This window comes from Pseudomonas sp. BF-RE-21 (assembly GCF_019947305.1).
GTDB lineage: Bacteria > Pseudomonadota > Gammaproteobacteria > Pseudomonadales > Pseudomonadaceae > Aquipseudomonas > Aquipseudomonas migulae.
In genome coordinates, this window is sequence record NZ_JAGYGF010000022.1 from 40,195 (window position 1) to 65,329 (window position 25,135).

Here is a 25,135-nt window from a genome sequence, read left to right on the forward strand (position 1 = left end):
CAAACGGAATGTGTTGATCTCGATTGCATTGCGGCGAAACGCCTCGCCCTCAGGTCTTGTGCCTAGCGGTGCAACAGTTTCGCCAAGCCGTCTTGGGCCAGACGCCGCGTCAATTCTGCTGTCGTCATCTCGACCCCCAACGTAAACGCCTGCCCGGCCCAGAGGTTGCTGAAATCCGCTTCGCCCTTTGCCCGCAATGGCATCAACGCCCCACCCGCCAACGGGAAGGCCGGTGCTTTATCGCAGATCGGTCCGAGTTCGCGCATCACGCGATTGAGAATCCCGCGTGCCGGGCGGCCGGTGAAAATGTTGGTGACGGCGGTCTCGCTTTCTTTGGCTGTGCGCAACGCCTTGTGATGAGAGGCGCTGACCTTGGCTTCCGGCGTAAACAAATACGCCGTGCCGACCTGCACCGCGGACGCGCCCAACAGAAACGCCGCCGCCACGCCCCGTGCATCGGCAATACCGCCAGCGGCAATCACCGGCACTTTCACCGCGTCGACAATTTGCGGCAGCAGCGCGAAGAGGCCCACCTGGCTGCTCAAATCGTCGCTGAGAAACATGCCCCGATGGCCGCCAGCTTCGTAACCCATGGCGATGATCGCTTCACAGCCATGCTGCTCAAGCCAGACGGCTTCTTCGACAGTCGTTGCCGAAGACAGCACTTTCGCCCCGGTCGCCTTGACGCGATCCAGCAGGGATTTTTCCGGCAGGCCGAAGTGAAAGCTCACCACTTCGGGGCGGCATTCTTCGATCACTTCACAGGTTGCGTTATCGAACGGCGCGCGATTGGACACGGGTGTCGGTGCGTCGAAATCCACGCCGAGTTCGCGGTAGTAGGGTTGCAGCAGATTCTTCCAGTCCCGGGCACGTTGCTCGTCGGCAGGGGGCGGCTGATGGCAAAAGAAGTTGACGTTGATCGGGCGTTGAGTGTGTTGGCGAATGGTCTTCAATTCTTCGCGCAACTGCTCGGTGGTCAGCATGGCTGCGGGCATCGAGCCCAGGCCGCCGGCATTGCTCGCGGCGATGACCATGGCCGAACCGGTTGCGCCAGCCATCGGAGCCTGGATGATCGGCAGTTCGATCCCCAGCAAATCGATAATTCGGGTATCTGGCCATTGGCTCATTTCAAGGTTCTCCGGGTCATAACGGGGCAGGGCTGCAGGACGGGACTTGTATCAGCAAAGACAGGCGCAAGACCCATCGGGTTTCAGGATGGGGCATTCCTGGATTGGCTTAAAGTCGGGTACGGCAAAAGGTTGCAGTGTGATATTCCAGTAGCACGACAACTGAATGATCTGACAGGAGACGACAATGTTCCAAGGCATTTTGATCGACAAAGACGACAGCGGTTACCGGGCCACACTGCAAGAGATCAATGACGATCAACTGCCCGAGGGCGATGTGACAGTGCGTGTGGCGTACAGCACGCTGAACTTCAAGGACGGTCTGGCGATCACCGGCAGCAGCCCGGTGGTGCGAAAATTCCCGATGGTGCCGGGCATTGATCTGGCGGGGACTGTCGAAGTCAGTGGGCATCCGGACTACAAGGTCGGTGATCAAGTCGTACTCAATGGCTGGGGAGTCGGTGAAGGGCATTGGGGCGGATTGGCGCAGAAGGCGCGCCTGAATGGCGACTGGCTGATTCCGCTGCCTCGGGAATTCACCGCTGCCCAGGCAATGGCGATCGGCACGGCCGGTTACACGGCGATGCTGAGCATCCTGGCTTTGGAACATAACGGTGTGACGCCTGAGCAGGGTGACGTTCTGGTCACGGGTGCCAACGGTGGTGTAGGCAGTTTCGCCATCGCGCTGCTGAACAAGCTCGGCTACCGGGTGGTCGCGTCCACTGGCCGCACCTCTGAACACGACTACCTCAAGCAATTGGGTGCCAGCGAAATCATCGACCGCGCGACATTGTCCGAGCCGGGAAAACCACTGGCCAAGGAGCGTTGGGCGGCTGTGATCGACTCGGTCGGCAGTCACACCCTGGCCAACGCCTGTGCCAGCACGAAAGCCAACGGCACTGTCGCCGCGTGTGGCCTAGCGCAAGGTATGGACTTTCCGGCGTCTGTCGCCCCGTTCATTTTGCGCGGCGTGACCCTGGCCGGAATCAACAGCGTGACCCAACCCAAAGCCAAGCGGGTATTGGCATGGAACCGTCTGGCCAAGGATCTGGACTTTGCCTTGCTGCCGCTGATCAGCCACGAAATCGGTTTGAGTGAGGCGATCGATGCGGCACCGCGATTGCTCGCCGGTCAGCTGCGTGGCCGTGTGGTGGTGGATGTGAATCGCTGAAAGCAAAAATCGCAGCCTGCGACTGCCGCAGGCTGCGATCTTTCTATTTATTGGCTTTCGCGCTCCAACAACTGCCGCTTGCGCTCCACGCCCCAACGATACCCCGACAAGTTGCCGTCACTGCGCACCACGCGGTGGCACGGGATCGCCACCGCCAGGCTGTTCGCGCCGCAGGCCTGGGCCACGGCGCGCACCGCTTTCGGCGAGCCGATGCGCTGCGCGATGTCGGCGTAGCTGGCGGTGCTGCCGACAGGAATCTCTCGCAGGGCTTGCCAGACGCGCTCCTGAAACGCCGTACCGCGCACATCCAGAGGCAAGTCCAGGCCGATGGCCGGCGCTTCGATAAACCCGACAACCTGGGCGATCAACTGCTCGAACCCGTGGTCGGCGCCGATCAGGTTGGCCCGCCGAAACTTGTCCTGCAGGTCGCACACCAATTGGTGCGGATCATCACCCAGCAGAATCGCGCACACCCCGCGTTCGCTTTGCGCCACCAGAATCGCCCCTAAAGAACACTGGCCGACGGCAAACCGAATGTCGTTGTTCTGGCCTTCGGCACGGTAATCGCCAGGTTTCATCCCCAGCAATTGATCCGCCGCCTCATAAAATCGGCTATTGGAATTGAAACCGGCGTCATACAAGGCATCGGTCACCGAACCTCCATCGATCAAGCGTTGGCGAACCTTGCGTGAACGGTGGGCCGTGGCATAGCCCTTGGGCGTCAATCCGGTCGCGGCTTTAAACACTCGGTGAAAGTGGAAGCTGCTCAGGCCCGCCACGTCGGCCAACTCACTCAGTGCCGGCAGATGTTCTGCGGTCTCGATCTGACGGCACGCGGCGGCCACCGTTGCGGCATGTTGCGCGGCGACGTCACTTTGATCCTTCGCCGCGCGTTTGCTCGGGCGGTAGCCGGCCGCCTGGGCTTGCTCGGCGGTGTCGAAGAATTCGACATTCTGCGGCTTGGGCAATCGCGCCAGACTGCTGGGGCTGCAATAGATGCCGGTGGTTTTCACTGCATACACAAACTGCCCGTCTGCGCGGGGATCGCGTGCGACGACGGCGGCCCAGCGCGGATCGTTTTCGGTGGCGATTCTTGTCGATTGGCGTGTCATGGCTTCTTGTCCGTTGACCTGTTTGATTCAGATTAACCAGCCGGCGCAGTCGTCGCACTCCGGGGCTTGCGGTCAAATTCGGGGATTCATTTTGCGGTACGAAACGTGAGGTTGATCCGTTGCTCGCCCATTCGCGGGTGCTGACCGTCCTTGATCGGCAAGACACCGTGATAACGCAAGCGATCAACGCCGCCCCAGACCACGATATCGCCGTGCAACAGTGGTACTCGCTGGCTTTTATCGCTGCGTTCAAACCCGCCGAACAGGAACATCGCCGGCAAGCCCAGGGAGACCGAAACGATCGGTGCTGCGTAGGACGCTTCATCCTTGTCTTGATGCAAAGACATTTTGGCGCCGGGGACATAACGGTTGATCAGGCACGAATCGGGTACGAAATCAGCAAAACCGGCTTCGCGCGCCGCCGCTTGTGCGAGCGCCAAAAACACCGCGGGCATGGCCGGCCAGGGCGCGTCGGTTTGCGGATCATTGCGGGTGTAGCGATAACCGCTGCGGTCGGTGGTCCAGCCCCAGGTGCCGCAACTGCTCATGGCTGCCGACATGATGAAGCCGCCGGGCGTGACCATTTGCCGGAACGGCGCGGCGGCCAGAATCGCCTCCAGGGCAGGCAGCAATCGATCCAGCCAGGGCAGGGCAAAGCCTCTCAGTACGCAAGACTGTTCGCCGATCTGCTCGCGCCGAGGTAGCTGCTCGGGCTCGGCGTCGGCAAACAGGTCGAATGTGCTCGGGGTCATGAGGTCATGTCGCATCGTGAAAGATGATTCCAAGGGTATGCCGCTTTCCGCTGTGCAGGCGACTGACCCCGTGGCGCAAGGTGACCCGGTAGAAACCGCGAACGCCTTTGACCGGCCGTTGGTTGACGGCAAAGATCAGCCCGTCACCTTTCTTCAGTCCAATCACCTGGGGGCGAGACTGCATCCGTGGCCGTTGCTCGGTCAGTACAAACTCGCCACCGGTGAAATCTTCGCCTGGCTCTGACAGAAGAATCGCCACTTGCAGCGGAAAAACGTGTTCACCGTACAGGTCCTGATGCAGGCAGTTGTAGTCCTGTGGCCCATATTGCAGCAACAACGGCGTTGGGCGCTCCTGACCGGCGGCATGACAGCGCTCAAGGAACGCCTCGTGCCCGGGAGGGAAACGGATCGGCAAGTCCATCTGCTCGTACCAGCGATTGGCAATCGGCACCAGTCGCGGGTAGAGCGCATTGCGCATTCGGCAGACAAGATCCGGTAGCGGGTAGCGAAAGTATTTGTACTCGCCGCGGCCAAAGCCGTGGCGGGCCATCATGACCTGTGAGCGGAAAGGCTCTGGTTTCGCATAGAGCGCGCTGATGTCGTCACACTCTTCGGCACTCAGCAATGACCGGATGATGGCGCAGCCATCCTGATCGAGTTGCTGGTACAGGCTGTTCCAATCGAGTGCATCGAGCGTACGCTCGTTAAACATGTGCTGACTCCTTAACCCAGGGTTGAGGTGGCCAGTCTAGGGAACGCTGCCGTCGTGAACACTCCGGCGCTTGCGGTCGAATTCAACGGACGGAGCAGACATCCCGGTTGTCGCTCCGAATCCCGTTACAGCGCTTTGCTGACGCTGATCTCGCTGATGACGTCTTCGCCCTGGCCATGAATGGCGTCCAGCGCGGCCTTGGCTTCTGCTTCGGTGCCGTTTTCAAGCTGGGCAAATTCGAAGCGGCGTTCGCCGTTGAGTTTGTATTTGATGACGTACTTGGTTGTTTGGGTCACGGTCATATCTGCCTGTGTTCGAGTCGGGCGGTGCTCAGCTCAGTTTCGTGGTGGAGCGGCGGATGATCTTGATCGAGTGGGACAAGGTCGGTTTGCGGGTCACGCTGATCGCCCGACGGTTGACGGTGTCGATGGTGATGTTCCAGAAACCGGTGCTTGGTGCAGTAATTCGGGCCGGGAAGGTGTCGAATGCACCACCATGGTAAGTGTGACGGCCACCATTCTTGAAGCTGCGGAAATTGGCGTCGTTCATCAAGCGGATGTTGCACATTTGCGAGCACTGGATGACGACGATGTCGTCTTCATTGAGGTGCTCGCGCTGGTGGATAAATTTCATGAGGCGCCTCCAGAAGGGCTTTTTCTACAAAATCAAAACGATAGCATGGGCGATGGGCGCAGTTTATCAGCCCGAACGGGTTATTATCCGGTCGTCGGGCTCCGCTTTGACAATTAAAAACAGTTATTCGGAATTCTATGAGCGATAAAAGCAGTGGGCCTCGGAGAAAACCAGCATTTGTGCTGTCGGAGGGGCTTTATCGGAGGTTTTTTATGAAGTGGGGTGCGTGGGTTTTGCCATTGGTGTTGGCGATGAGTGGTTGTGCGAGTGTCTCGGAAATCAACGAGACGCTGCCCACCATGAACGTGATTTCAGGCAAGAAGCCCCATGAGTACGCGCAATGCCTGACCGAGAAACTGGCCGGCAGCCGCGGTGCCCTGCAAGTCGAGCCCCAGGGCAAAGACGGCGTGCGGGTCATCGTGCCGCAGAAGTTCTCCTCGGGTCCGGCCGCTGTATTTGATATCGAAGAACGTTCCAGTGGCAGCAGCATCAAGCTGCATGAGCGCATCTCCAATGTGCCATTACGCCCCATGGATGTGCGCGATGCCGCCACGGCGTGCATTTCCGGCTGATAGACTGGCGACAGTCAGCATCGATGCCGTCAAAGCAACGCTTTGGCGGCATTGTCATTTCTGGAGTCGAGCATGAAGCGAGAGCAGGTACGGGAACGGCACGCAGAGGGTCACATCTCTGCTACCCATGTGATTCAAAATCCGGCTGATCCGGGGGAATGGATCGTGTTTTTCAAGAAAAGCGCCGGGCGCAGCTATTTTCTGGTGGACGATAACGATGAAGTCGAATCCTTCAGTCGTCTCGACGATCTGATCGAGACCGTGCGCGGTCTCGGGATCAAGTTCGCCGAAATTCACATGTAGGGCAGGGCGCCTTACTTGCAGACCACCACGACGCTGCGGTTTTTGTAGTTGCCTACGTCGACGCCGAGGGTCTTGTCGCTTTCCTTGGTCGACGGGGTTCCGTCGGTGCCAACGATTCGATAGCCGGTGCCGGCGCAGGAGGCATCGGCTTTTTCATAGCAGGAGGCCCAGGAGTTGGCTTCGCCGGAGCAGTCGATGGACAGGCCTGTTTCGCCATTGCCCAGGTAAGTCTTTTCAGAGGTGGCGCAGCCACTCAGGGCCAATATCGCAATCAAAGGCAAAAATCTATTCATGTCGTGGTCGTCGTCAGGGTGATGGGCTAAGCCTGTGACAGCGCCGGAATCAAAAGGTTATAGCGAAAGGCCACTTCGTTTCATCCAATCACAAAAAAGCCCTGCGCGAGGCAGGGCTTGGTCATGCAAATCGGCGTCAGATCAGGACTTATCCTTGCCGCGGCGCTTGGGCTCCGGGTGTTCGAGTTCCAATACAGACGCCACTTCAATCGCCAACGCTTCAGTCGGGAATGGCCCGGCGATATTCTCGCCGCTGACGCTGGCTACCCACCACTGGCCGTCTTTCTCTTGATTGATCAGGAACCCGTTGACACTTTTTGCTACCGACATCTATCTGCCTCGTTGGCTGGTTCAATTGCGCAATGATAACGCCAAACGCACGCAACCGGTGTTGATGGGTGTAGGGTGGGTGCGATTGCATGCTCGGTTGTCGCCTGTGCAGCCCCGAAAATCTGCTATCTATAAGAGGCATCGCGACGTTCTGCGGAACTATCCGCAAGAATATTTCTCTATGTTGGCATCGGTTAGCCAGTGCGGGGCATTGTAAGGTGCACGCCGCCTGATTAGACTGCGCCGAAACTCGTACACACAGCCCTTTCAAGGACTTTTATGATCAAGAAATGCTTGTTCCCAGCAGCCGGTTACGGTACTCGCTTCCTGCCAGCGACTAAAGCCATGCCCAAAGAAATGCTGCCGGTGGTAAACAAGCCACTGATCCAGTACGGCGTCGAAGAAGCTCTGGATGCCGGTTTGACCGAAATCTCCATCGTTACCGGTCGTGGCAAGCGCGCCCTGGAAGACCACTTCGACATCAGCTACGAGCTGGAAAACCAGATCAAGGGCACCGACAAAGAGAAATACCTGGTCGGTATCCGCAAACTGCTCGACGAGTGCTCTTTCTCCTACACTCGCCAGACCGAAATGAAAGGCCTGGGTCATGCCATCCTGACCGGTCGTCCGCTGATCGGCGACGAACCTTTCGCCGTGGTGTTGGCGGATGACTTGTGCGTCAACCTCGACGGTGACGGCGTACTGACGCAGATGGTCAAGCTGTACAAACAATACCGCTGCTCGATCATTGCGATCCAGGAAGTCGATCCGCAGGAAACCAACAAGTACGGCGTAATTGCCGGTGACCTGATCGGTGATGACCTCTACCGCGTTCGCAACATGGTCGAGAAACCAGCCCCGGAAGACGCTCCGTCGAACCTGGCGATCATCGGTCGTTATATCCTGACCCCGGACATCTTCGACCTGATCAAGCAAACCGAGCCAGGCAAGGGCGGCGAGATCCAGATCACCGACGCCCTGATGAAGCAGGCGCAAAACGGTTGCGTCATTGCCTACAAATTCAAAGGCAAGCGTTTCGACTGCGGTGGCGCTGAAGGCTACATCGAAGCAACCAACTTCTGCTTCGAGAACTTCTACAAGACTGGCAAGGCTTACTGATAGCGTTTGACCTGCTTGTTTCTTAAAAGCCACCTTCGGGTGGCTTTTTCATTTTCCGGCCCCATATCGTTTGCAGCGCTTGCCCAACGGACGTCTGCGGGTATGCTGTTTGCCTGCCGAGGAGATTGAAAATGGCCTACGATTTTGACCTTTATGTGATTGGTGCCGGTTCCGGCGGTGTGCGGGCTGCGCGATTCGCGGCCGGGTTTGGCGCGAAAGTGGCCGTGGCCGAGAGTCGCTATCTGGGCGGTACGTGCGTGAACGTCGGCTGCGTGCCGAAGAAGTTGCTGGTCTACGGTGCGCACTTCGCCGAAGACTTCGAGCAGTCTTCGGGCTTTGGCTGGACGCCGGGCGAAGCACAGTTTGATTGGGCAACGCTGATTGCCAACAAGGATCGCGAGATCAATCGCCTGAACGGTATCTATCGCAACCTGCTGGTCAACAGCGGTGTGACCTTGCATGAAGGCCACGCGAAGATCGTCGATCCTAATACGGTCGAGATTAATGGCGAGCGTTTTACTGCAAAGAACATCCTGATCGCCACGGGCGGCTGGCCGCAGATTCCGGAGATTCCGGGGCATGAACATGCGATCAGCTCTAACCAGGCATTCTTCCTCAAAGAGCTGCCAAAACGTGTGCTGGTTGTCGGTGGCGGTTACATCGCCGTTGAGTTCGCCGGTATTTTCCACGGCCTGGGCGCCGAAACCACGTTGCTGTATCGCGGGGATATGTTCCTGCGCGGTTTTGACGGCGCGGTGCGCAAGCACTTGCAGGAAGAACTGACCAAGCGTGGCATGAACCTGCAATTCAATGCCGACATCGAGCGCATTGAAAAGCTCGCTGACGGTAGCTTGAAGGCTACGCTCAAGGACGGTCGCGAACTGGAGGCGGATTGCGTGTTCTACGCCACCGGCCGGCGTCCGATGCTGGATAACCTGGGGCTGGAAAACACCGGGGTCAAACTCGACAAGAAAGGCTTCGTCGAGGTCGATGAGCAATACCAGACCGCCGAACCGTCGATCCTCGCGCTGGGCGATGTGATCGGCCGGGTTCAGCTCACGCCGGTTGCGCTGGCTGAAGGCATGGCCATTGCGCGTCGCTTGTTCAAGCCTGAGCAGTATCGCCCGGTGGATTACAAGATGATCCCGACGGCCGTGTTCAGCTTGCCGAACATCGGCACAGTCGGCCTCACGGAAGAAGAGGCTCGCGAGGCCGGCCATGACGTGGTGATTTTCGAAAGCCGTTTCCGCCCGATGAAGCTGACTCTGACCGAATGTCAGGAGCGCACGCTGATGAAGCTCGTGGTGGACGGCAAAACCGACAAGGTGTTGGGTTGCCACATGGTCGGGCCGGATGCCGGCGAGATCGTGCAAGGTCTGGCGATTGCCTTGAAGGCGGGCGCTACCAAGCGTGACTTCGACGAAACCATCGGCGTGCACCCGACGGCCGCCGAAGAGTTCGTCACCATGCGTACACCGGTCGCGGGTTAATCGGCCTTGGCTGCGTCTGGCGCTGTCGCAATGACCGCTGCCAGGCGCACGCTTTCATCGAGGCTCGCCTGAGTCTTCAGTAGTTCAATTTCCAGCGCTTTATTCATCTGCGACTGCTCCTCGACGTTCTGCTTCAGCGACTGGCTCTCCAGCAGTGCTGCGCGCAGGCGTTCCTGGAGGAGGGTGCGTTCGCTGTCGATCCGGTTGACCTGTTCCAGCAGTTGATCCTGGCGGGTATGGGTGTGCTTGAGCTGTTCTTGCAAAAGGCTCAACTCGCGCAATGTGCCGCGGTTTTCAGTCAGCAGGCGTTCGTTGTCGCGGTGCAGTTGGGTGATTTCATCCTGGCGCACCAGGGCGCTTTGCTGGGCCTGGCGCAACTCCATCTGAATCTGCTGCACCTGGCCTTCATGGCGGCTTTGTTCCTGCTCGCGCTGCTCTTTGACGGCGTTGCGGTAGTGCTCCAGTGCGTCACGGGCGTGCAGGTGCTTTTCCTCAAGGGAGCGGATCTGCTCGTCCTTGTCTTGCAAGCGCAACTCGAAATCAGCGAGCGCCTGATTCATTCCGGCGTTACGGGTTTGCTCGGTCTGCAGCATCGACAGGGTGTTGTGCAGGGTGTCGGACTCCTGCGTCAGCGCCAGGGTTTGAATCTCGTACTGTTGCTGCAATTCGCTGTTGGCTTCCTGGGCGTCTGTCAGTTGGCTTTCCAGGTCTTTTCGTTGCTGTTCGAACTGCGCGCGTGCCTGATCGATGGGTTCCTGCGCCTGCTCTTTGAGCCGTTGCGCAAGGCGCGAGACCAGCCCTGCCAGCTCGTCATCGATGGGTTCGGAGGAGGGCGCTACCGGCTCGGCGCCGTCATCCAGCTCCTTCAAGTACCGGTGAATAGTGGTTTTCGAGCCGGTATTGCCCATTTCGATCCGTACTGCATCGATGCTGGGGTTTTCACCGCGAGCCAGAATTGCCAAGCGTGCCGCTTGCACCACTGCTTTGTTAACACCACCGCGTGCCATGAACTCTCCTACGATTTCGTACTGTGGTACATACCACCAAAGTACACAATGTACCACGCCAATAGGCAACATTAAATACGTTAAGTATTCACACGGGATATACTGGTATTACCCCGTGTGACAGCGATCCTGAATTGTTCGTAGCTCCATTTCCGTACACAACCCTCCTGTAGGAGCGAGCCTGCTCGCGAAAAACCTCCAGGCACCGCGATCACTCAGGCAGTTAGCGTCATCGTTTACGTCCATCGCGAGCAAGCTCGCTCCTACAGGAGTCACCGCCATGAGCGATCTGGATCGTTACCTGCAAGCCGCCACGCGCGACAACACTCGCCGAAGCTACCGGGCGGCCATCGAACATTTCGAAGTCGATTGGGGCGGGTTTCTACCGGCCACGGCTGATAGCGTTGCGCGCTATCTGGTGGCGTATGCGGGTGAGTTATCGATCAATACGTTAAAGCTGCGGTTGTCGGCCCTGGCGCAGTGGCACAACAGCCAGGGGTTTGCCGATCCGACCAAGGCGCCCGTGGTGCGTAAAGTCTTCAAAGGCATTCGCGCGCTGCACCCGGCGCAGGAGAAGCAGGCTGAGCCATTGCAGCTTCAGCATCTGGAGCAAGTGGTGGCCTGGCTTGAGCAGGAGGCACAAACCGCGAAATCAAAAGACGATCGACCGGCGCTGTTAAGAGCCCGGCGCGATAGGGCGCTGATCTTGCTGGGCTTCTGGCGCGGTTTCCGCAGCGATGAGTTATGCCGCCTGCAGATTGAACACGTGCAGGCCAGTGCCGGTTCAGGCATCACCCTGTATCTGCCTCGCAGCAAGAGCGACCGCGAAAACCTTGGCAAGACTTACCAGACACCGGCGTTGCAGCGATTGTGTCCGGTGCAGGCATACATCGACTGGATGACCGAGGCCGCATTGGTGCGCGGGCCGGTGTTCCGTGGCATCGACCGCTGGGGCCATTTGAGCGAAGAGGGCTTGCACGCCAACAGCATCATCCCGTTATTGCGCCAGGCGCTGGAGCGCGCCGGCATTGCGGCCGAGCACTACACCAGCCATTCGTTGCGACGGGGTTTTGCCACGTGGGCCCATCAAAGCGGTTGGGATTTGAAATCGCTGATGAGTTACGTCGGCTGGAAGGATATGAAATCGGCCATGCGTTACGTAGAAGCCAGTCCGTTTCTGGGGATGACGCGGATTTCGGAAAAGCCGTTGGCGCCCTAGATACCTTTTCCTTCTATTAATACTGTCTGCTAATAGCGAAAACCAATCAGCAGCATGAGGTTTGCCAATGAGCCATCCGTCCGTCGAGTGGGTAGAGTTCACTCCATCAACTTCTTAACCCCTGACGGAGAGTCAACGATGCCTATCATCAACAGCCAAGTTAAACCATTCAAAGCTGACGCATTCAAAAACGGCGACTTCGTAAAAGTCTCGGACGCTGACCTGAAAGGCAAGTGGTCGGTTGTGTTCTTCTACCCAGCAGACTTCACCTTCGTTTGCCCGACTGAACTGGAAGACCTGGCTGACAACTACGACGCGTTCCAGAAACTGGGCGTCGAGATCTACAGCGTTTCCACTGACACCCATTTTGCTCACGCTGCCTGGCACAACACTTCGCCAGCCATCGGCAAAATCCAGTACACCATGATCGGCGACCCGACCCACGCTATCTCCCGCAACTTCGACGTACTGATCGAAGAAGCTGGTCTGGCTGACCGTGGCACCTTCGTGATCAACCCAGAAGGCCAGATCAAAATCGTTGAGCTGAACGATGGCGGCGTTGGCCGTGACGCTTCCGAGCTGCTGCGCAAAATCAAGGCTGCCCAGTACGTCGCTGCTCACCCAGGCCAGGTTTGCCCAGCCAAGTGGAAAGAAGGCGAGGCCACTCTGGCTCCGTCCCTGGACCTGGTCGGCAAGATCTAAGTCTGTGACACGCTTCAAAGGGCGGAACTCCGCACCTACTCAGTAAGCTGCACCGCCCAATAGAAAAGCCCGGGCGAGATTCGCTCGGGCTTTTTTTCGCCTCAAGAAAAGCAAAGGAAATCGCCCGTATGTTGGACGCCAATCTTAAAGCCCAGTTGAAATCGTACCTGGAACGGGTCACCCAGCCGATCGAGATCGTTGCATCCCTCGACGACGGTGCGAAATCCCGGGAAATGCTCGAACTGCTGAAAGACGTTGCCAGTCTTTCAAGCCAAATTACTTTGCTCGACAACGGTGACGACACGCGTAAACCATCGTTCTCGATCAACCGCCCCGGTGCCGACATCAACCTGCGTTTCGCCGGCATCCCGATGGGCCACGAATTTACCTCGCTGGTGCTGGCCCTGCTGCAAGTCGGTGGCCACCCTTCGAAAGCCAGTGCGGAAGTGATCGAACAGATCCGCTCGCTCAAAGGCCAGTTCAGCTTCGAGACTTACTTCTCGCTGTCCTGCCAGAACTGCCCGGACGTCGTTCAAGCGCTGAACCTGATGGCCGTGCTCAACCCGAACATCCGTCACGTCGCTATCGACGGCGCGTTGTTCCAGGCCGAAGTCGATGATCGCAAGATCATGGCCGTGCCAAGCATTTACCTGAACGGCGAGATTTTCGGCCAGGGCCGCATGGGCCTGGAAGAAATCCTCGCCAAGATCGACACCAGTGGCGCCGAGCGTCAGGCCGAGAAAATCAGCGCCAAAGAAGCCTTTGATGTGCTGGTGGTCGGCGGTGGCCCGGCCGGTGCTTCGGCAGCGATCTACGCCGCCCGTAAAGGCATTCGCACCGGTGTGGCGGCTGAGCGTTTTGGTGGGCAGGTGCTGGACACCATGGCCATCGAGAACTTCATCTCCGTGCAGGAGACCGAAGGGCCGAAACTGGCCAGCGCGCTCGAAGAGCACGTCAAGCAATACGACGTCGATATCATGAACCTGCAACGGGCCACCGCGCTGATCCCGGCGAAGAATCCCGGCGAGTTGCACGAGGTTCGCTTCGAAAGTGGCGCGACCCTCAAGACCAAGGCGCTGATCCTTGCCACCGGCGCCCGCTGGCGTGAAATGGGTGTGCCGGGCGAGCAGGAATACAAAGCCAAAGGCGTGTGCTTCTGCCCGCACTGCGATGGTCCGCTGTTCAAAGGCAAGCGCGTAGCGGTGATCGGCGGCGGTAACTCCGGCGTTGAAGCGGCGATCGATCTGGCCGGTATTGTCAGCCACGTCACGCTGCTGGAATTCGACAGCAAGCTGCGCGCCGATGCGGTGTTGCAACGCAAGTTGTTCAGCCTGCCCAACGTCGATGTCATCACCAGCGCACTGACCAGTGAAGTGAAGGGTGACGGCCAGAAGGTGACCGGGCTGGTCTACAAGGATCGCGATTCGGGTGAGTTCAACACGGTGAATCTTGAAGGTATCTTCGTGCAGATCGGTCTGCTGCCTAACACTGACTGGCTCAAAGGCACCATCGAGTTGTCGCCTCGCGGCGAGATCATCGTCGATGCCCGTGGTGAAACCTCGATGCCGGGTGTGTTCGCTGCCGGTGACGTGACGACCGTGCCGTACAAGCAGATCGTGATTGCAGTAGGCGAGGGCGCCAAGGCTTCCCTGAGTGCATTCGATCACTTGATCCGGACATCGGCCCCGGCATAACCGGACGCTGAAAACACAAAACCCCATGAGTGATCATGGGGTTTTTTGTATGCGCAGCAGATATCTGTAGGAGCCGGCTTGCCGGCGATGGCGATCTCACTGGTTAAGTGATTGCATGGCCGCCGCTTTGCGACGGATCGCTGGCAAGCCAGCTCCTACAGTAGGGCGTGTGTGTTTCAGAGTGGCGCTGGCTGGATGATCTCGACCCAGTAAGCATCCGGGTCCTTGATGAATGCCAGGCTCTTCATGCGGCCGTCGTTCAGGCGCTTCTGGAAATCGCAGCCCAGCGCTTCGAAGCGTTCGCACGCAGCGACGATGTCCGGGACCGAGATGCAAATGTGGCCGAAACCGCGCGGGTCGGTGTTGCCGTTGTGGTAGGCGAAATCCGCATCGTTTTCGGTGCCGTGGTTGTGGGTCAGCTCAAGGATGCCAGGGATCGATTTCATCCATTGGGTGCGCGCGGCGGCATCGGCCGGGATCTGGCTCTTGTCGACCAGTGCCAGGAAATACAGGCTGAACTCGGCTTCCGGGAAGTCGCGCTTTTCCACCAGCGAGAAACCGAGGACTCGCGTGTAAAAATCCAGGGACTTGGTGATGTCTTTGACCCGCAGCATTGTGTGGTTGAACACGAAGTTCTGCGTTGCGGTGTCAGGTTGGGCGGTGACGCCTGGGAAGGTGTTCAATTCGTGCAGGCTCATGGGCCCTCCGGAAAATAAGTGGGGCTAACGAATGACGCCAATGATACGCAAGGGCGCAGGCATCACCAAACCCAAACCACCCGCTATTGCCTGACAGGCGGACGAGGCTCAGACTTTATCGCTCAATCCGTGAGTATTCATTGCAATGACCCGATCCTGTAAATCGCTGTTCGTTCTGATTTTCCTGTTGTCAGGCGCTACCTGTGCTCATGCGGATGCGCCGATCGTGACCTGGCCAGATGGCTGGGAAGTCGAAGCGACCCCGCCGGATCAGGCTACGCCTCAGGTGTCCCGGCAGCGCGCGGTGAAAAACGATCAAGGCGGTGCGCCGTTGATGGTCATGGAGTTGACCATGACGACAGTGGAAAGCGGTCATCAGGTCAATCTGCAAGGTGTGCTGCTGGAAATGCGCAAGTCCGTGCAGAAGGACTTCTTTCAGGGCGGTTATCAAAGCGTGTGCAACAAAATCCATCCGGCAACGTTGAGCCGCCTGGAGGCACTGGAAACTACCTGCACCATTACGCAGAACGGACGCCACGTGCTTTCGCAAACATTGGTCGCGGCGGTGGATGCCGATAAGGCTTATGTTCTTTCGTACGCAGGGCAGGCAGAGGCTTACAAGGCAAGCCTGGGTGAAATAGAGGCTGCTCGTAACAGCTTGAAACTTTAGATAACGGTTTGCACGGTCGTGCATTTCGCAATGTTTAGATACCCAAAGGGATTAAGCACAAAGTTAGTCGATATGTAGCGAATTGATCGATTTCAATCGTTGCATTTAACAGGTATCCATAAAAAAGCCCTGCTTGATGCAGGGCTTTTTTTGTCACCGCGAGTGCTTAGCCGCGAAGCCAGGAGTCAACGGTGGAAGCACCGTATTGTTCCTTCCAGGCTTTCAGGCCGCGGTGGTTGCCGCCCTTGGTTTCAATCAGTTCACCGGTGTGCGGATTCTGATAAACCTTGACCACGCGAGCGCGGCGGGTTTTCGGCGCGGCGGCCTGCTGCAGACCGGATTTTGCCGGGTTCGGATCGAGAATGGCGATGATGTCGCGCAAGCTCTTGCCGTAGGTTTTCATCAGCCCCTGGAGCTTTTCTTCGAATTCGATTTCTTTCTTGAGCCCGGCATCGTTCTTCAGGGATTCCAGCTGCTTGAGCTGCTCTTGAAGGGCCTTTTCAGCTGCACGAAATTCAGCGAGTCTGGACAATATCTTTACTCCAATAGTGTGTTTGGCTGATACCAACCGCAAACAAAGCTATAAGCCAAGAGCCTTGTAGCGACTCGGTGATAGTGGCTCACCTGCCAATTTATAGCAGGCATGAAAAATTGTAGTAGTTAATGAGCAAAGAGTAAATCCTGACTTTTTCTTCATGTAACGAGAGTAGTCTTTTGATTCAATTTGGTGCGCATCGCCGTTGTCTCGTCGCTTAATGCCATTAGTTAATGGTGACTTAATGCCTTAATGAAGTCTTCACCGGGCATCGGCCTGCCGAACAGATATCCTTGCAGAAAGTTCACGCCATGGGCGGTGAGGTAGTCACTTTGCTCTTCGGTTTCCACGCCTTCGGCGACGATGCCCAGATCGAGCTTGGCGGAGAGTTCGATGATGGTGTCCAGAATGTGCCGGGAGAGGGCGTCGGCGCCGATCAGGGCGACAAAGCTCTGGTCGATTTTCAGGAAGTCGACATTGAACTGGCGCAGATAACCCAGGCTTGAATGACCGGTGCCGAAGTCATCGATGGCGATCATCACGCCCAGCGCATGAAGTTGCTCGAACAACTGCAGCGTGATGGCGGTGGGCTCGATCAGTTCACGCTCAGTCAACTCCAGTACCAGGTGAATGGAGCCCGGCGCAAAGTTGCCCAGAAATGTCCGGCAATCTTCGACCAGTTCCAGGTTCTTGCAGTGGCTGGCAGTGATGTTGATGCCCACGTGAAACGGGCTTTCGAATGAGGTCGACAAGGGCGCCAGCAATGCGGCGGTTTGCTGCATTAAAGAACGGGTCATGGGCACGATAAGCCCGGAGTGCTCGGCGAACGGAATAAACAGATCGGGACGAACCAGCCCTTCCTTCGGGTGCTTCCAGCGCATCAGCACCTCGGTGCCTGACCATTTCTTGCTGTCGCCATGAACCACCGGCTGAAAGTAAGGAATGAACTCCGCCGCTTCCAGCGCACGCTGTAGCTCGTGACTCGGCGATGAAGAGCGCTTCTGCAGAATGTGCCCGATGGAACCTGACACCACGCCGAAGAAGATCAACAAACTGAACAGCGGCGGATACTCGCTACTCATGTAGCGCCACGTTTCGCCTTCGGGAAATCCGGCTGTTACAGAGAACGCGTAGCGCGAGGAACCGAGTCTGGTTTGCGCCACGGGCAAAGTGGGGAGGGGGTCTTGATGGAACTGGCCATCGGCGGTCAGCCAATGGGGGCCGACTTGCAGCATCAGTATTGTCGAGCGGCCGATCATGCGCAGTACGTTGCTCAAGTGATAACCGTCCAGCGTGCTCAGCGCGCCTTTTTTTCCTTCGCCGATGCGGTACACCAACACCGCGGAATCGGGCGTGACCAGATTGCCTTTCATCAGTTGCAACGTGCCGTTGCTGTAGTCGCCCACCTCGATTTTTTCGCGAAAGTCGCCGAACAAAGAACTGCAGTAATTGGTGTCGTCCCACACCAGATTGGTCGAGCGCACAAACGGGCGGCGGGTGACTTGCTCGCGTAAGGCCAGATTGACGTCAATACAACTTTTCCCGGCCAGCGGCAGCAATTCGCGTGCGGCCTGCGCGGTGTTGTCGAGCATCAGTTCGAATTGGCGGATGGCTTCTTCGGCGGTCAGTCGGGTGCTTTGCTCAAGCGCGCGCTCAGCTTGCAGGTAAAGAATGGCGAACCCGAGCAACATCGGGAGCAAACCACTCAATACGGTGACAATAATCCGTCTGCCACGTTGGCGGCGGGTTTTTACAGTCAGTGGCATTTGCGAAACCTGTAGCGATGAAATAGGGCTCTCAAATGCAGGCAGGACAACGGCACGCCTCCCCAAAAGAGTTCGGTCAGAGGCCATGATAGTTGGCCTTTGTGGCTTATGCCGCTCAACGGTAGGCCAGGCTTGTGGCCAGTTTGATAAAGGCCAGTGCCGCCGGTGAACTCTGGCGTTGGTCGAGCACGGCCAGGCCGACCTGGCGTGCGATCGCTGGCGATAGCGGTTTTTTCAGGTAGCGGTCGTCGTGATGCGTGGGCAGCGAGCCTTCGGCGACCACGGTCAAGGCATCGCCCCGGCCAACGGTATCCAGCGTGCTGAGCAGCTGCGAGCAGCGATAACGGATGTTCGGCGTCAACCGCGCGGCACTGAACAAACGGGACACCAGCTCCGAAGAGCCGGCCTCGGTCAGCACGAACGGGTCGTGACACAAATCGCCCAAGGTCAGGCTGGTGCGAGCCGCCAGCGGATGATGGGCGGGCAGCAACGCGACCATCTGGTCCTCGAACAACGCAAAGGTGTCGAAGCGCTCTTCGGGCAACACCACGAAGCCGATGTCGATGCGTCGCTCTTCCAGCCACTGGATCACCTGGCGGTCGGGGCCTTCATCAATGTGCACCTCGATGCCGGGGTGAGCGGCGCGGTAGTGCTGCAGAATCGTCGGCAGCAACTTGATCGATGAGGTCGGGCCGAACGAGCCGATGCGCAATGTGCCGCGTTTCATGCCGCGGGCATCCGCCGCTTCCTGGCGCAAGGTGTTGGCCAGCCCGAGCATTGCCCGGGCGCGTAATAGCAGCTGTTGGCCGATGTCACTGAGTTCGACCTGAGACTGATGCCGCCGCAGCAGCTCGACGCCCAGTTCCTGTTCCAGCGACTTTAGGGCGTGAGACACAGCAGATTGAGAAATGCCCAGACGATTGGCCGCCGCCGTAAAGCCGTGAAGTTCGGCAACGAGCGAGAAGATCTCCAGCTGAGTGAGGGTCATGAGCTTTTACTCATTTTACGATGATCGAATATTAGCGAAATGATACGCCATCGAATCGATCTGTCGTTCTGGAGACTTATGACTGCATATGAGCAAAGCCTGTCGGAGCCTTCCGATGTCGCGGTTTATTTCAAACTCGCGGCGGTCACCATGATTTGGGGCGGCACTTTCGTCGCGGGGCGGTTTCTGGCGGACAGCCTCAGCCCGTTGTTCGCTGCCAGCCTGCGTTTTTTGCTGGCCAGCGTGGCGCTGCTGCTGTTTCTGCTGCTCGCGCGCATTCCACTGGCCCGGCCGAGTCCTCGGCAATGGTTGCAACTGGCGTTGTTGGGCTTTTTCGGGATTTTTTTCTACAACCTGTGCTTCTTCTATGGCCTGCACTACATCAATGCTTCGCGGGCGTCATTGATCGTGGCGCTGAATCCGGCCGTGATCGGACTGGCCTCGTGGCTGCTGTTCAAGGAGCGTTTGAGTCGAGCGAAAGTCATCGGCATCGCGATCTGCATTGCCGGGGCAAGCCTGGTGATTGTCAGTCGTCATCCGCAGTTGCTGGCCGGTCAGGCGGATGCCTGGTTCGGCGATCTGTTGATTTTCGGCTGCGTGCTCGGTTGGGGCATTTACTCACTGTTTTCCAAAGATCTGAATCAAACCCTGGGGCCGGTGCAAACGGTGACGTATTCGATTTTGCTGGGCACGGTGATGCTCTGCGTGGCCAGTGCCGTCAGGGGCGAGGTGAGTGTTGCGGCGCTGGTCAGCCTTGGCCCGTCGCAATGGTTGAGCCTGATGTATCTGGGCGTGTTGGGCTCGGCGCTGGCGTATATTGGCTATTACGACGGCCTGCGCAAAATCGGCGCGACCCGTTCCGGGGTGTTCATCGCCTTGAATCCGCTGACCGCTGTCATCCTGGGTGCGTTGCTGCTCGGAGAGCAATTGACCCTGACGATGTGTCTGGGCGGCGGGCTGATTCTGGCGGGGATTTTCCTCTGCAACAAACCCCTTGCGCGAGCAGGGAAAAAGGGGATTTGATACAGAAGGCGGACAAACCTATTTACGCTGTGTAGAATCCGGTTACGCATATAAGAATAAATGGCTTCTGGCAGCAGAAGCCTCGCCCGTAATAGCCTTGGGTCGACAATGAAGAGTTTTGGGTTTCAATTGATCTACGGTGACTTCCTCGCGCGCAGCGTGCGGGGCATCTCCTGCGCGCCACCCGCCGGTCTCAGCATTGCCAGCAACTAACGATTCGTTAATTGACCAGAAAATGATGAGGCGCCGACCATGGCAGATTTATACGAAAACCCGATGGGCCTGATGGGCTTTGAATTCATTGAGTTCGCATCGCCAACCCCGAACACGCTGGAGCCGATCTTCAAGATCATGGGCTTCACCAAAGTCGCGACCCACCGTTCCAAAGACGTGCACCTGTATCGCCAGGGCGCGATCAACCTGATCCTCAACAACGAACCCCACAGCGTCGCTTCGTACTTCGCGGCCGAGCACGGCCCGTCGGTGTGCGGCATGGCGTTCCGCGTCAAGGATTCGCAAAAGGCCTACAAGCGTGCGCTGGAACTCGGCGCGCAGCCGATCCACATCGAAACCGGCCCGATGGAACTGCACCTGCCGGCGATCAAAGGCATCGGCGGCGCGCCGCTGTACCTGATCGACCGTTTCGGTGAAGGCAGCTCGATCTACGACATCGATTTCGTGTTCATCGAAGGCGTTGACCGCAACCCGGTCGGTGCCGGCCTGAAGATCATCGACCACCTGACTCACAACGTGTATCGCGGCCGCATGGCGTACTGGGCGAACTTCTACGAGAAGCTGTTCAACTTCCGTGAAATCCGCTACTTCGACATCAAGGGCGAATACACCGGCCTGACCTCCAAGGCGATGACCGCGCCGGACGGTATGATCCGCATTCCGTTGAACGAAGAGTCCTCCAAGGGCGCCGGGCAGATCGAAGAGTTCCTGATGCAGTTCAACGGCGAGGGCATCCAGCACGTGGCGTTCCTCAGCGATGATCTGATCAAGACCTGGGATCACCTGAAAAGCATCGGCATGCGCTTCATGACGGCGCCACCGGAAACCTATTACGAAATGCTTGAAGGCCGTTTGCCGAACCACGGCGAACCGGTTGATCAACTGCAAGCGCGAGGCATCCTGCTGGACGGTTCGTCCGAGTCGGGCGACAAGCGTCTGCTGTTGCAGATCTTCTCGGAAACCCTGATGGGCCCGGTGTTCTTCGAATTCATCCAGCGTAAAGGCGATGACGGGTTCGGCGAGGGTAACTTCAAGGCGTTGTTCGAATCGATCGAACGTGACCAGGTTCGTCGTGGTGTGCTCTCCACCGACTAAGTTGATTCACCGATAAAAACTGTGGGAGCGAGCCTGCTCGCGATAGCGGTGTGTCATACGACTTAAATGTTGTCTGACACACCGCTATCGCGAGCAGGCTCACTCCCACATTTGTTTTTGCACAGGCCTTAAGGGCGGCGTTGTCGCATCATGTGCTTGAACCCTTCGAACATCAGCACCAGCACCGCCATCCAGATTGGAATGTAGGTTAGCCATTCCCCGGTCTTGATGCTTTCCCCGAGCAGCAACGCAACGCCAAGCAACAGCACCGGCTCGACGTAGCTCAACAGCCCGAACAGGCTGAAGGGCAACAGCCGGCTGGCGATGATGTAGATCACCAGCGCCGACGCACTGATCACGCCGAGAAGCGGGATCAACAGTGACAGCCACGGATGCTGATCAAACACATTGAAACCTTGCTCGCCGGTCTGTACGAACCAGAAGGCCACCGGCAGCGTCAACGCCATGTCCAGCCACAAGCCGCCGAGGTTGTCCGTCGCCAGACGCTTGCGCAGGACGAAATACGTTGGATAGCCGATGCACACCAGCAACGTAGCCCAGGAAAAACCACCGACCTGATACAGCTCGTTGATCACACCGAGGCAGGCAAAAAACACGGCAACTTTCTGTAGATAGGAGAGGCGTTCACCGTAGGCGAGCCGTCCGGTCAGGACCATGGTCAGTGGCAACAGGAAATAGCCCAGCGACACATCAAGGCTGTAGCCGTTGAGCGGCGCCCACATGAACAACCAGAGTTGCACGCCCAGCAGGGCCGAAGAGGCGATCAGGGCGGCAATCAGTTTCGGCTGGGCGATGGCTCGGCGAAAGAGCTCGACCACACGCTTCCATTCGCTGGAGACCACCATGAACACGGTCATGCACGGCACTGTCAGCAGCATGCGCCAGCCAAAAATTTCCACACCGCTCAACGGGTTGAGCAGTGAGGTGTAGTAATACATGACGGCAAACAGCACAGAGGCCGAAACCGATAGAGCGATACCTTTAGACAAACTGTCCTCGCGAAGTTGAACGTGAAACGGGGTGCGGAGGATACGTGGTTTTTGTGCTGAATATTGTCCGGATGATCAATATTTGCAACACGGCAATACCCTGTGGGAGCGAGCCTGCTCGCGATGGTGTATCAGCCACATCGGTATCAACTGACAGATCATCGCGAGCAGGCTCGCTCCTACAGTGGTTATGTGTTTCTTCAGGTGTTACGGGGTTTACGGCCCGACACGAAATGGCTCACATCATTGAACCCTGGCGTGGACGCATGCCCCGGTGTCACCAGCGAGTCGATAAACGCTTCATCCTGCGCCGTGATCTTCACCGCCTGCGCCTTAGTGTAGGCATCCCATTGCTCTTCGGTACGCGGCCCGACAATGGCCGAGGTGACGGCGCTGTTGTTCAACACCCAGGCAATCGCGAACTCGACGATACCGACACCACGATCTTGCGTGTATTGCTGGATCTGCTGGGCGATGCGCAGGGATTCGACGCGCCATTCGGTTTCCAGAATACGTTTGTCGGCGCGCCCGGCGCGGCTGTTGGCATCCGGTTTTACATCCGGCGCATATTTGCCGCTGAGCACGCCGCGCGCCAGCGGGCTGTAAGGCACAACGCCCAAACCGTAGTTCTGCGCGGCGGTGATCTGTTCGGTTTCGGCCTGGCGATTGACGATGTTGTACAGCGGCTGGCTGATGACAGGGCGGTCGACACCCAGCTGGTCGGCCACGCGAATGACCTCGGCGATGCGCCAGCCACGGTAGTTCGACAACCCCCAGTTGCGGATTTTGCCCTGGCGAATCAGGTCGCCGATGGCCGACACCGTCACTTCCAGCGGCGTGTTGTGGTCTTCGCGGTGCAGGTAATAGAGGTCGACGTAGTCGGTGCCCAGGCGCGTGAGGCTGGCATCGATGCCATTGAAAATGTGCTTGCGGCTCAGGCCGCTGCGGTTCGGCACACCGTCCACCGGGCCGAAACCGACTTTGGTGGCGAGCACCCATTCGTGGCGGTTGCCGGCGATCGCTTCGCCGACGATCTCTTCAGAGCGACCGTTGGTGTAGACGTCGGCGGTGTCGATGAAATTGATGCCCTGGTCCCAGGCCTTGTCGATGATCCGCAGGGAATCTTCGGTGCTGGTCTGTTCGCCGAACATCATGGTCCCCAGGGTCAGGGTGGACACCTGCAATCCCGAGTGACCCAGCGTGCGGTAGCTCATGACGAAATCCTTTTACCAGTGGGAAAGGCTCAATCAAATACCAGAACAACCGCATGGGGCAAACACAATTATTGCCCCCCCACAATCAAATGTGGGAGCGAGCCTGCTCGCGTTTGCGGTTCAACATTCAACAGCTATGTTGACTGACACTCCGCTATCGCGAGCAGGCTCGCTCCCACAGGGGACAGGGGACAGATGTCAGACGCGCAGGGTGCGGGTCATGCGCAACGCCAGCAGGCTGCCGCAGACAATCACGCCCGCCAGCAAGTACAACGCGGCATCGGTCGAGCCAGTAGTGTCCTTGACCCAACCGACCAGGTACGGGCTGAGGAAGCCGGCCATCTGGCCCATCGAGTTGATCAACGCCAGGCCACCGGCAGCCGCGCCGGCGCTCAGCAGTGCGGTCGGCACCGGCCAGAACATCGGCAGGCCGGTGAGGGCGCCCATGGTGGCGATCGTCAGGCCAAGGATGGCGATGGCAGGCGTGGTCGCGAAGTTCACGGCAATCAGCAGGCCCACTGCCCCCATCAACATGGGCACCACCAAATGCCAGCGACGTTCTTTGCGCAAGTCCGCCGAGCGGCCGACCATCAACATGAACACGGCCGCCAGCAGGTACGGGATCGCACTCAGCCAGCCGATCACCAGGTTATCGTTGAAGCCCAGGTTCTTGATGATCGACGGCAGCCAGAAGTTGATCGCGTAGACCCCGCTCTGGATGCAGAAGTAGATCAAGCCGAACGCCCAGATCGCCGGGTTCTTGAACACCGCCAGCAGCGAGTCGGTGGTGGTTTTCGGTTTGTTGGCCAGGTCTTCAGCGTGGTCGGCTTCCAGCACCGAGCGTTCGAATGGCGTGAGCCATTTGGCGTTGGCGTAACTGTCGCTCAGCAGAAAGTAGGCGAGGGCGCCGAGGATCACGGTCGGGATGCCTTGCAGCAGGAACATCCACTGCCAGCCGGCCAGGCCACCCTGGCCCGCAGCGAAGTGGTTGAGGATCCAGCCAGAGAACGGGCTGCCGAGCAGGCCGGACACCGGGATCGCCGACATGAACAGCGCCATGATGCGGCCACGGCGGAAGGTCGGGAACCACTGCGAGAGGTACAACACCACGCCCGGGAAGAACCCGGCTTCGGCCGCGCCGGTGAACAGGCGCAAGGTGTAGAACTCGGTCGGGGTGGTGACGAACAGCAGGCAGGTCGACAGCGTGCCCCAGGTGATCATCATCAGCGCGATCCAGCGGCGCGGGCCGAATTTGGTCAGCGCCAGGTTGCTCGGTACGCCGCACAGCACGTAGCCGATAAAGAAGATCCCGGCGCCGAGGCCGTACACGGTTTCACTGAATTTCAGCGCGTCGAGCATCTGCAGCTTGGCAAATCCAACGTTCACCCGGTCGAGGTAGTTGAACAGGTAGCAGATGAAGATGAAGGGGATCAAACGCAGGGTAATGCGTTTGTAGACGGCATTTTTTTCGTCAACGATGGCCTGGGTAGCGGCGGCGCTCTGTGACATGGCGGGCTCTCTCTTTATTATGATTTTTTGCGATGCAAAGGGTAACGTTGATCGCCCTGAGAGTCTCGACCACCCTCAGGGCTGCTGTCTTTGTGCCTGAGCACAGGGTTTGCAACCAAGCCCTGTGCGGGTGAACAACCGCGCTTTGAAGGACCAC

Annotated in this window: 27 protein-coding genes; 11 read left to right on the top strand and 16 right to left on the bottom strand. The window is 58.2% G+C overall.

Going from position 1 to position 25,135, the window contains the following annotated elements; translation table 11 throughout:
• Positions 1-62 precede the first annotated feature (62 nt).
• Positions 63-1,127 carry an NAD(P)H-dependent flavin oxidoreductase gene (locus tag KGB25_RS16290; RefSeq protein WP_223435762.1) on the bottom strand — a complete coding sequence of 355 codons (1,065 nt, stop codon included), beginning with the start codon at positions 1,125-1,127 and terminating at the stop codon, positions 63-65.
• 187 nt (positions 1,128-1,314) lie between these two features.
• Here KGB25_RS16290 and KGB25_RS16295 point away from each other — a divergent pair, with 187 nt between their 5' ends.
• The gene (locus KGB25_RS16295) at positions 1,315-2,298 is read left to right on the top strand and encodes an MDR family oxidoreductase (protein WP_192227049.1); all 984 of its coding nucleotides are present in this window, start codon (positions 1,315-1,317) and stop codon (positions 2,296-2,298) included.
• A gap of 47 nt (positions 2,299-2,345) precedes the next feature.
• On the opposite strand, the gene ada is transcribed toward KGB25_RS16295, so the two are convergent.
• The 5 genes from ada to KGB25_RS16320 form a co-directional block, all read right to left on the bottom strand.
• Positions 2,346-3,410 carry a bifunctional DNA-binding transcriptional regulator/O6-methylguanine-DNA methyltransferase Ada gene (ada, locus tag KGB25_RS16300; protein ID WP_223435770.1) on the bottom strand — a complete coding sequence of 355 codons (1,065 nt, stop codon included), beginning with the start codon at positions 3,408-3,410 and terminating at the stop codon, positions 2,346-2,348.
• 86 nt (positions 3,411-3,496) lie between these two features.
• Complete coding sequence (alkB, locus tag KGB25_RS16305) at positions 3,497-4,177, bottom strand: DNA oxidative demethylase AlkB (RefSeq protein WP_223435780.1); 681 nt, start codon at positions 4,175-4,177, stop codon at positions 3,497-3,499.
• Entirely contained in the window at positions 4,167-4,874 is a 708-nt protein-coding gene (locus tag KGB25_RS16310) for a 2OG-Fe(II) oxygenase (RefSeq protein ID WP_223435782.1), read from the bottom strand. The genes alkB and KGB25_RS16310 overlap by 11 nt, the downstream gene beginning before the upstream one ends.
• A gap of 125 nt (positions 4,875-4,999) precedes the next feature.
• Positions 5,000-5,170 carry a hypothetical protein gene (locus KGB25_RS16315; protein ID WP_162130704.1) on the bottom strand — a complete coding sequence of 57 codons (171 nt, stop codon included), beginning with the start codon at positions 5,168-5,170 and terminating at the stop codon, positions 5,000-5,002.
• 34 nt (positions 5,171-5,204) lie between these two features.
• Positions 5,205-5,507: a DUF1883 domain-containing protein gene (locus tag KGB25_RS16320; RefSeq protein WP_008031060.1), complete on the bottom strand. Its 303-nt coding sequence runs from the start codon at positions 5,505-5,507 to the stop codon at positions 5,205-5,207.
• Positions 5,508-5,719: 212 nt separating this feature from the next.
• Here KGB25_RS16320 and KGB25_RS16325 point away from each other — a divergent pair, with 212 nt between their 5' ends.
• On the top strand, positions 5,720-6,079 hold the full coding sequence (locus tag KGB25_RS16325; RefSeq protein ID WP_008036898.1) for a hypothetical protein: 360 nt from the start codon (positions 5,720-5,722) through the stop codon (positions 6,077-6,079).
• A gap of 72 nt (positions 6,080-6,151) precedes the next feature.
• Positions 6,152-6,382, top strand: a complete 231-nt coding sequence (locus tag KGB25_RS16330; protein ID WP_008031064.1) for a hypothetical protein — start codon at positions 6,152-6,154, stop codon at positions 6,380-6,382.
• A gap of 11 nt (positions 6,383-6,393) precedes the next feature.
• Here the strand turns inward: KGB25_RS16330 and KGB25_RS16335 are convergent, their stop codons facing one another.
• Together KGB25_RS16335 and KGB25_RS16340 are read right to left on the bottom strand one after the other, a co-directional pair.
• Positions 6,394-6,675 (bottom strand): hypothetical protein, encoded by a 282-nt coding sequence (locus KGB25_RS16335; protein ID WP_008036896.1) that lies wholly within the window; start codon positions 6,673-6,675, stop codon positions 6,394-6,396.
• Between the two features lie 141 nt (positions 6,676-6,816).
• A complete protein-coding gene (locus tag KGB25_RS16340; protein ID WP_223435790.1) occupies positions 6,817-7,005 on the bottom strand; it encodes a hypothetical protein in 189 nt (62 codons plus the stop codon).
• A gap of 279 nt (positions 7,006-7,284) precedes the next feature.
• Here KGB25_RS16340 and galU point away from each other — a divergent pair, with 279 nt between their 5' ends.
• Positions 7,285-8,124, top strand: coding sequence for a UTP--glucose-1-phosphate uridylyltransferase GalU (galU, locus tag KGB25_RS16345; RefSeq protein ID WP_008036893.1), 840 nt, complete (start codon positions 7,285-7,287; stop codon positions 8,122-8,124).
• A 131-nt stretch (positions 8,125-8,255) separates the two neighbouring features.
• Positions 8,256-9,614: a glutathione-disulfide reductase gene (gorA, locus tag KGB25_RS16350; RefSeq protein WP_192227054.1), complete on the top strand. Its 1,359-nt coding sequence runs from the start codon at positions 8,256-8,258 to the stop codon at positions 9,612-9,614.
• Here the strand turns inward: gorA and KGB25_RS16355 are convergent.
• Entirely contained in the window at positions 9,611-10,621 is a 1,011-nt protein-coding gene (locus KGB25_RS16355; protein WP_223435793.1) for a DNA-binding protein, read from the bottom strand. The two genes, gorA and KGB25_RS16355, sit on opposite strands and share 4 nt — an antisense overlap.
• A 280-nt stretch (positions 10,622-10,901) precedes the next feature.
• On the opposite strand from KGB25_RS16355, the gene KGB25_RS16360 reads away from it, so the two are divergent.
• The 3 genes from KGB25_RS16360 (at position 10,902) to ahpF (ending at position 14,236) form a co-directional block, all read left to right on the top strand.
• Complete coding sequence (locus KGB25_RS16360; RefSeq protein ID WP_192416223.1) at positions 10,902-11,840, top strand: site-specific integrase; 939 nt, start codon at positions 10,902-10,904, stop codon at positions 11,838-11,840.
• A gap of 138 nt (positions 11,841-11,978) precedes the next feature.
• The gene (gene ahpC, locus KGB25_RS16365) at positions 11,979-12,542 is read left to right on the top strand and encodes an alkyl hydroperoxide reductase subunit C (RefSeq protein ID WP_007975937.1); all 564 of its coding nucleotides are present in this window, start codon (positions 11,979-11,981) and stop codon (positions 12,540-12,542) included.
• A gap of 128 nt (positions 12,543-12,670) precedes the next feature.
• Positions 12,671-14,236, top strand: a complete 1,566-nt coding sequence (gene ahpF / locus KGB25_RS16370; RefSeq protein WP_008036882.1) for an alkyl hydroperoxide reductase subunit F — start codon at positions 12,671-12,673, stop codon at positions 14,234-14,236.
• A 176-nt stretch (positions 14,237-14,412) separates the two neighbouring features.
• Here the strand turns inward: ahpF and gloA are convergent, their stop codons facing one another.
• Positions 14,413-14,934: a lactoylglutathione lyase gene (gene gloA / locus KGB25_RS16375; RefSeq protein ID WP_207284413.1), complete on the bottom strand. Its 522-nt coding sequence runs from the start codon at positions 14,932-14,934 to the stop codon at positions 14,413-14,415.
• Between the two features lie 145 nt (positions 14,935-15,079).
• Between gloA and KGB25_RS16380 the strand changes: the two genes are divergently transcribed.
• A complete protein-coding gene (locus tag KGB25_RS16380; protein ID WP_207284412.1) occupies positions 15,080-15,604 on the top strand; it encodes a DUF4946 domain-containing protein in 525 nt (174 codons plus the stop codon).
• A 166-nt stretch (positions 15,605-15,770) separates the two neighbouring features.
• On the opposite strand, the gene KGB25_RS16385 is transcribed toward KGB25_RS16380, so the two are convergent.
• From KGB25_RS16385 to KGB25_RS16395, 3 genes are all read right to left on the bottom strand, one after another.
• Positions 15,771-16,136 (bottom strand): histone-like nucleoid-structuring protein, MvaT/MvaU family, encoded by a 366-nt coding sequence (locus KGB25_RS16385; RefSeq protein WP_008031084.1) that lies wholly within the window; start codon positions 16,134-16,136, stop codon positions 15,771-15,773.
• Positions 16,137-16,369: 233 nt separating this feature from the next.
• Positions 16,370-17,905 carry an EAL domain-containing protein gene (locus KGB25_RS16390; RefSeq protein WP_008036877.1) on the bottom strand — a complete coding sequence of 512 codons (1,536 nt, stop codon included), beginning with the start codon at positions 17,903-17,905 and terminating at the stop codon, positions 16,370-16,372.
• A gap of 115 nt (positions 17,906-18,020) precedes the next feature.
• Positions 18,021-18,893 carry a LysR family transcriptional regulator gene (locus tag KGB25_RS16395; protein ID WP_207284410.1) on the bottom strand — a complete coding sequence of 291 codons (873 nt, stop codon included), beginning with the start codon at positions 18,891-18,893 and terminating at the stop codon, positions 18,021-18,023.
• Positions 18,894-18,971: 78 nt separating this feature from the next.
• Between KGB25_RS16395 and KGB25_RS16400 the strand changes: the two genes are divergently transcribed.
• Positions 18,972-19,916, top strand: a complete 945-nt coding sequence (locus KGB25_RS16400; protein WP_223435795.1) for a DMT family transporter — start codon at positions 18,972-18,974, stop codon at positions 19,914-19,916.
• A 252-nt stretch (positions 19,917-20,168) separates the two neighbouring features.
• A complete protein-coding gene (gene hppD / locus KGB25_RS16405) occupies positions 20,169-21,245 on the top strand; it encodes a 4-hydroxyphenylpyruvate dioxygenase (protein WP_008031092.1) in 1,077 nt (358 codons plus the stop codon).
• Positions 21,246-21,373: 128 nt separating this feature from the next.
• Here the strand turns inward: hppD and rarD are convergent, their stop codons facing one another.
• The 3 genes from rarD to KGB25_RS16420 all read right to left on the bottom strand — a co-directional run bounded on the left by rarD (position 21,374) and on the right by KGB25_RS16420 (position 24,978).
• Entirely contained in the window at positions 21,374-22,255 is an 882-nt protein-coding gene (gene rarD, locus KGB25_RS16410; protein ID WP_223435802.1) for an EamA family transporter RarD, read from the bottom strand.
• Positions 22,256-22,455: 200 nt separating this feature from the next.
• A complete protein-coding gene (locus KGB25_RS16415; protein ID WP_008036869.1) occupies positions 22,456-23,469 on the bottom strand; it encodes an aldo/keto reductase in 1,014 nt (337 codons plus the stop codon).
• Positions 23,470-23,667: 198 nt separating this feature from the next.
• A complete protein-coding gene (locus tag KGB25_RS16420; protein WP_008031098.1) occupies positions 23,668-24,978 on the bottom strand; it encodes an MFS transporter in 1,311 nt (436 codons plus the stop codon).
• Positions 24,979-25,135: the final 157 nt, after the last annotated feature.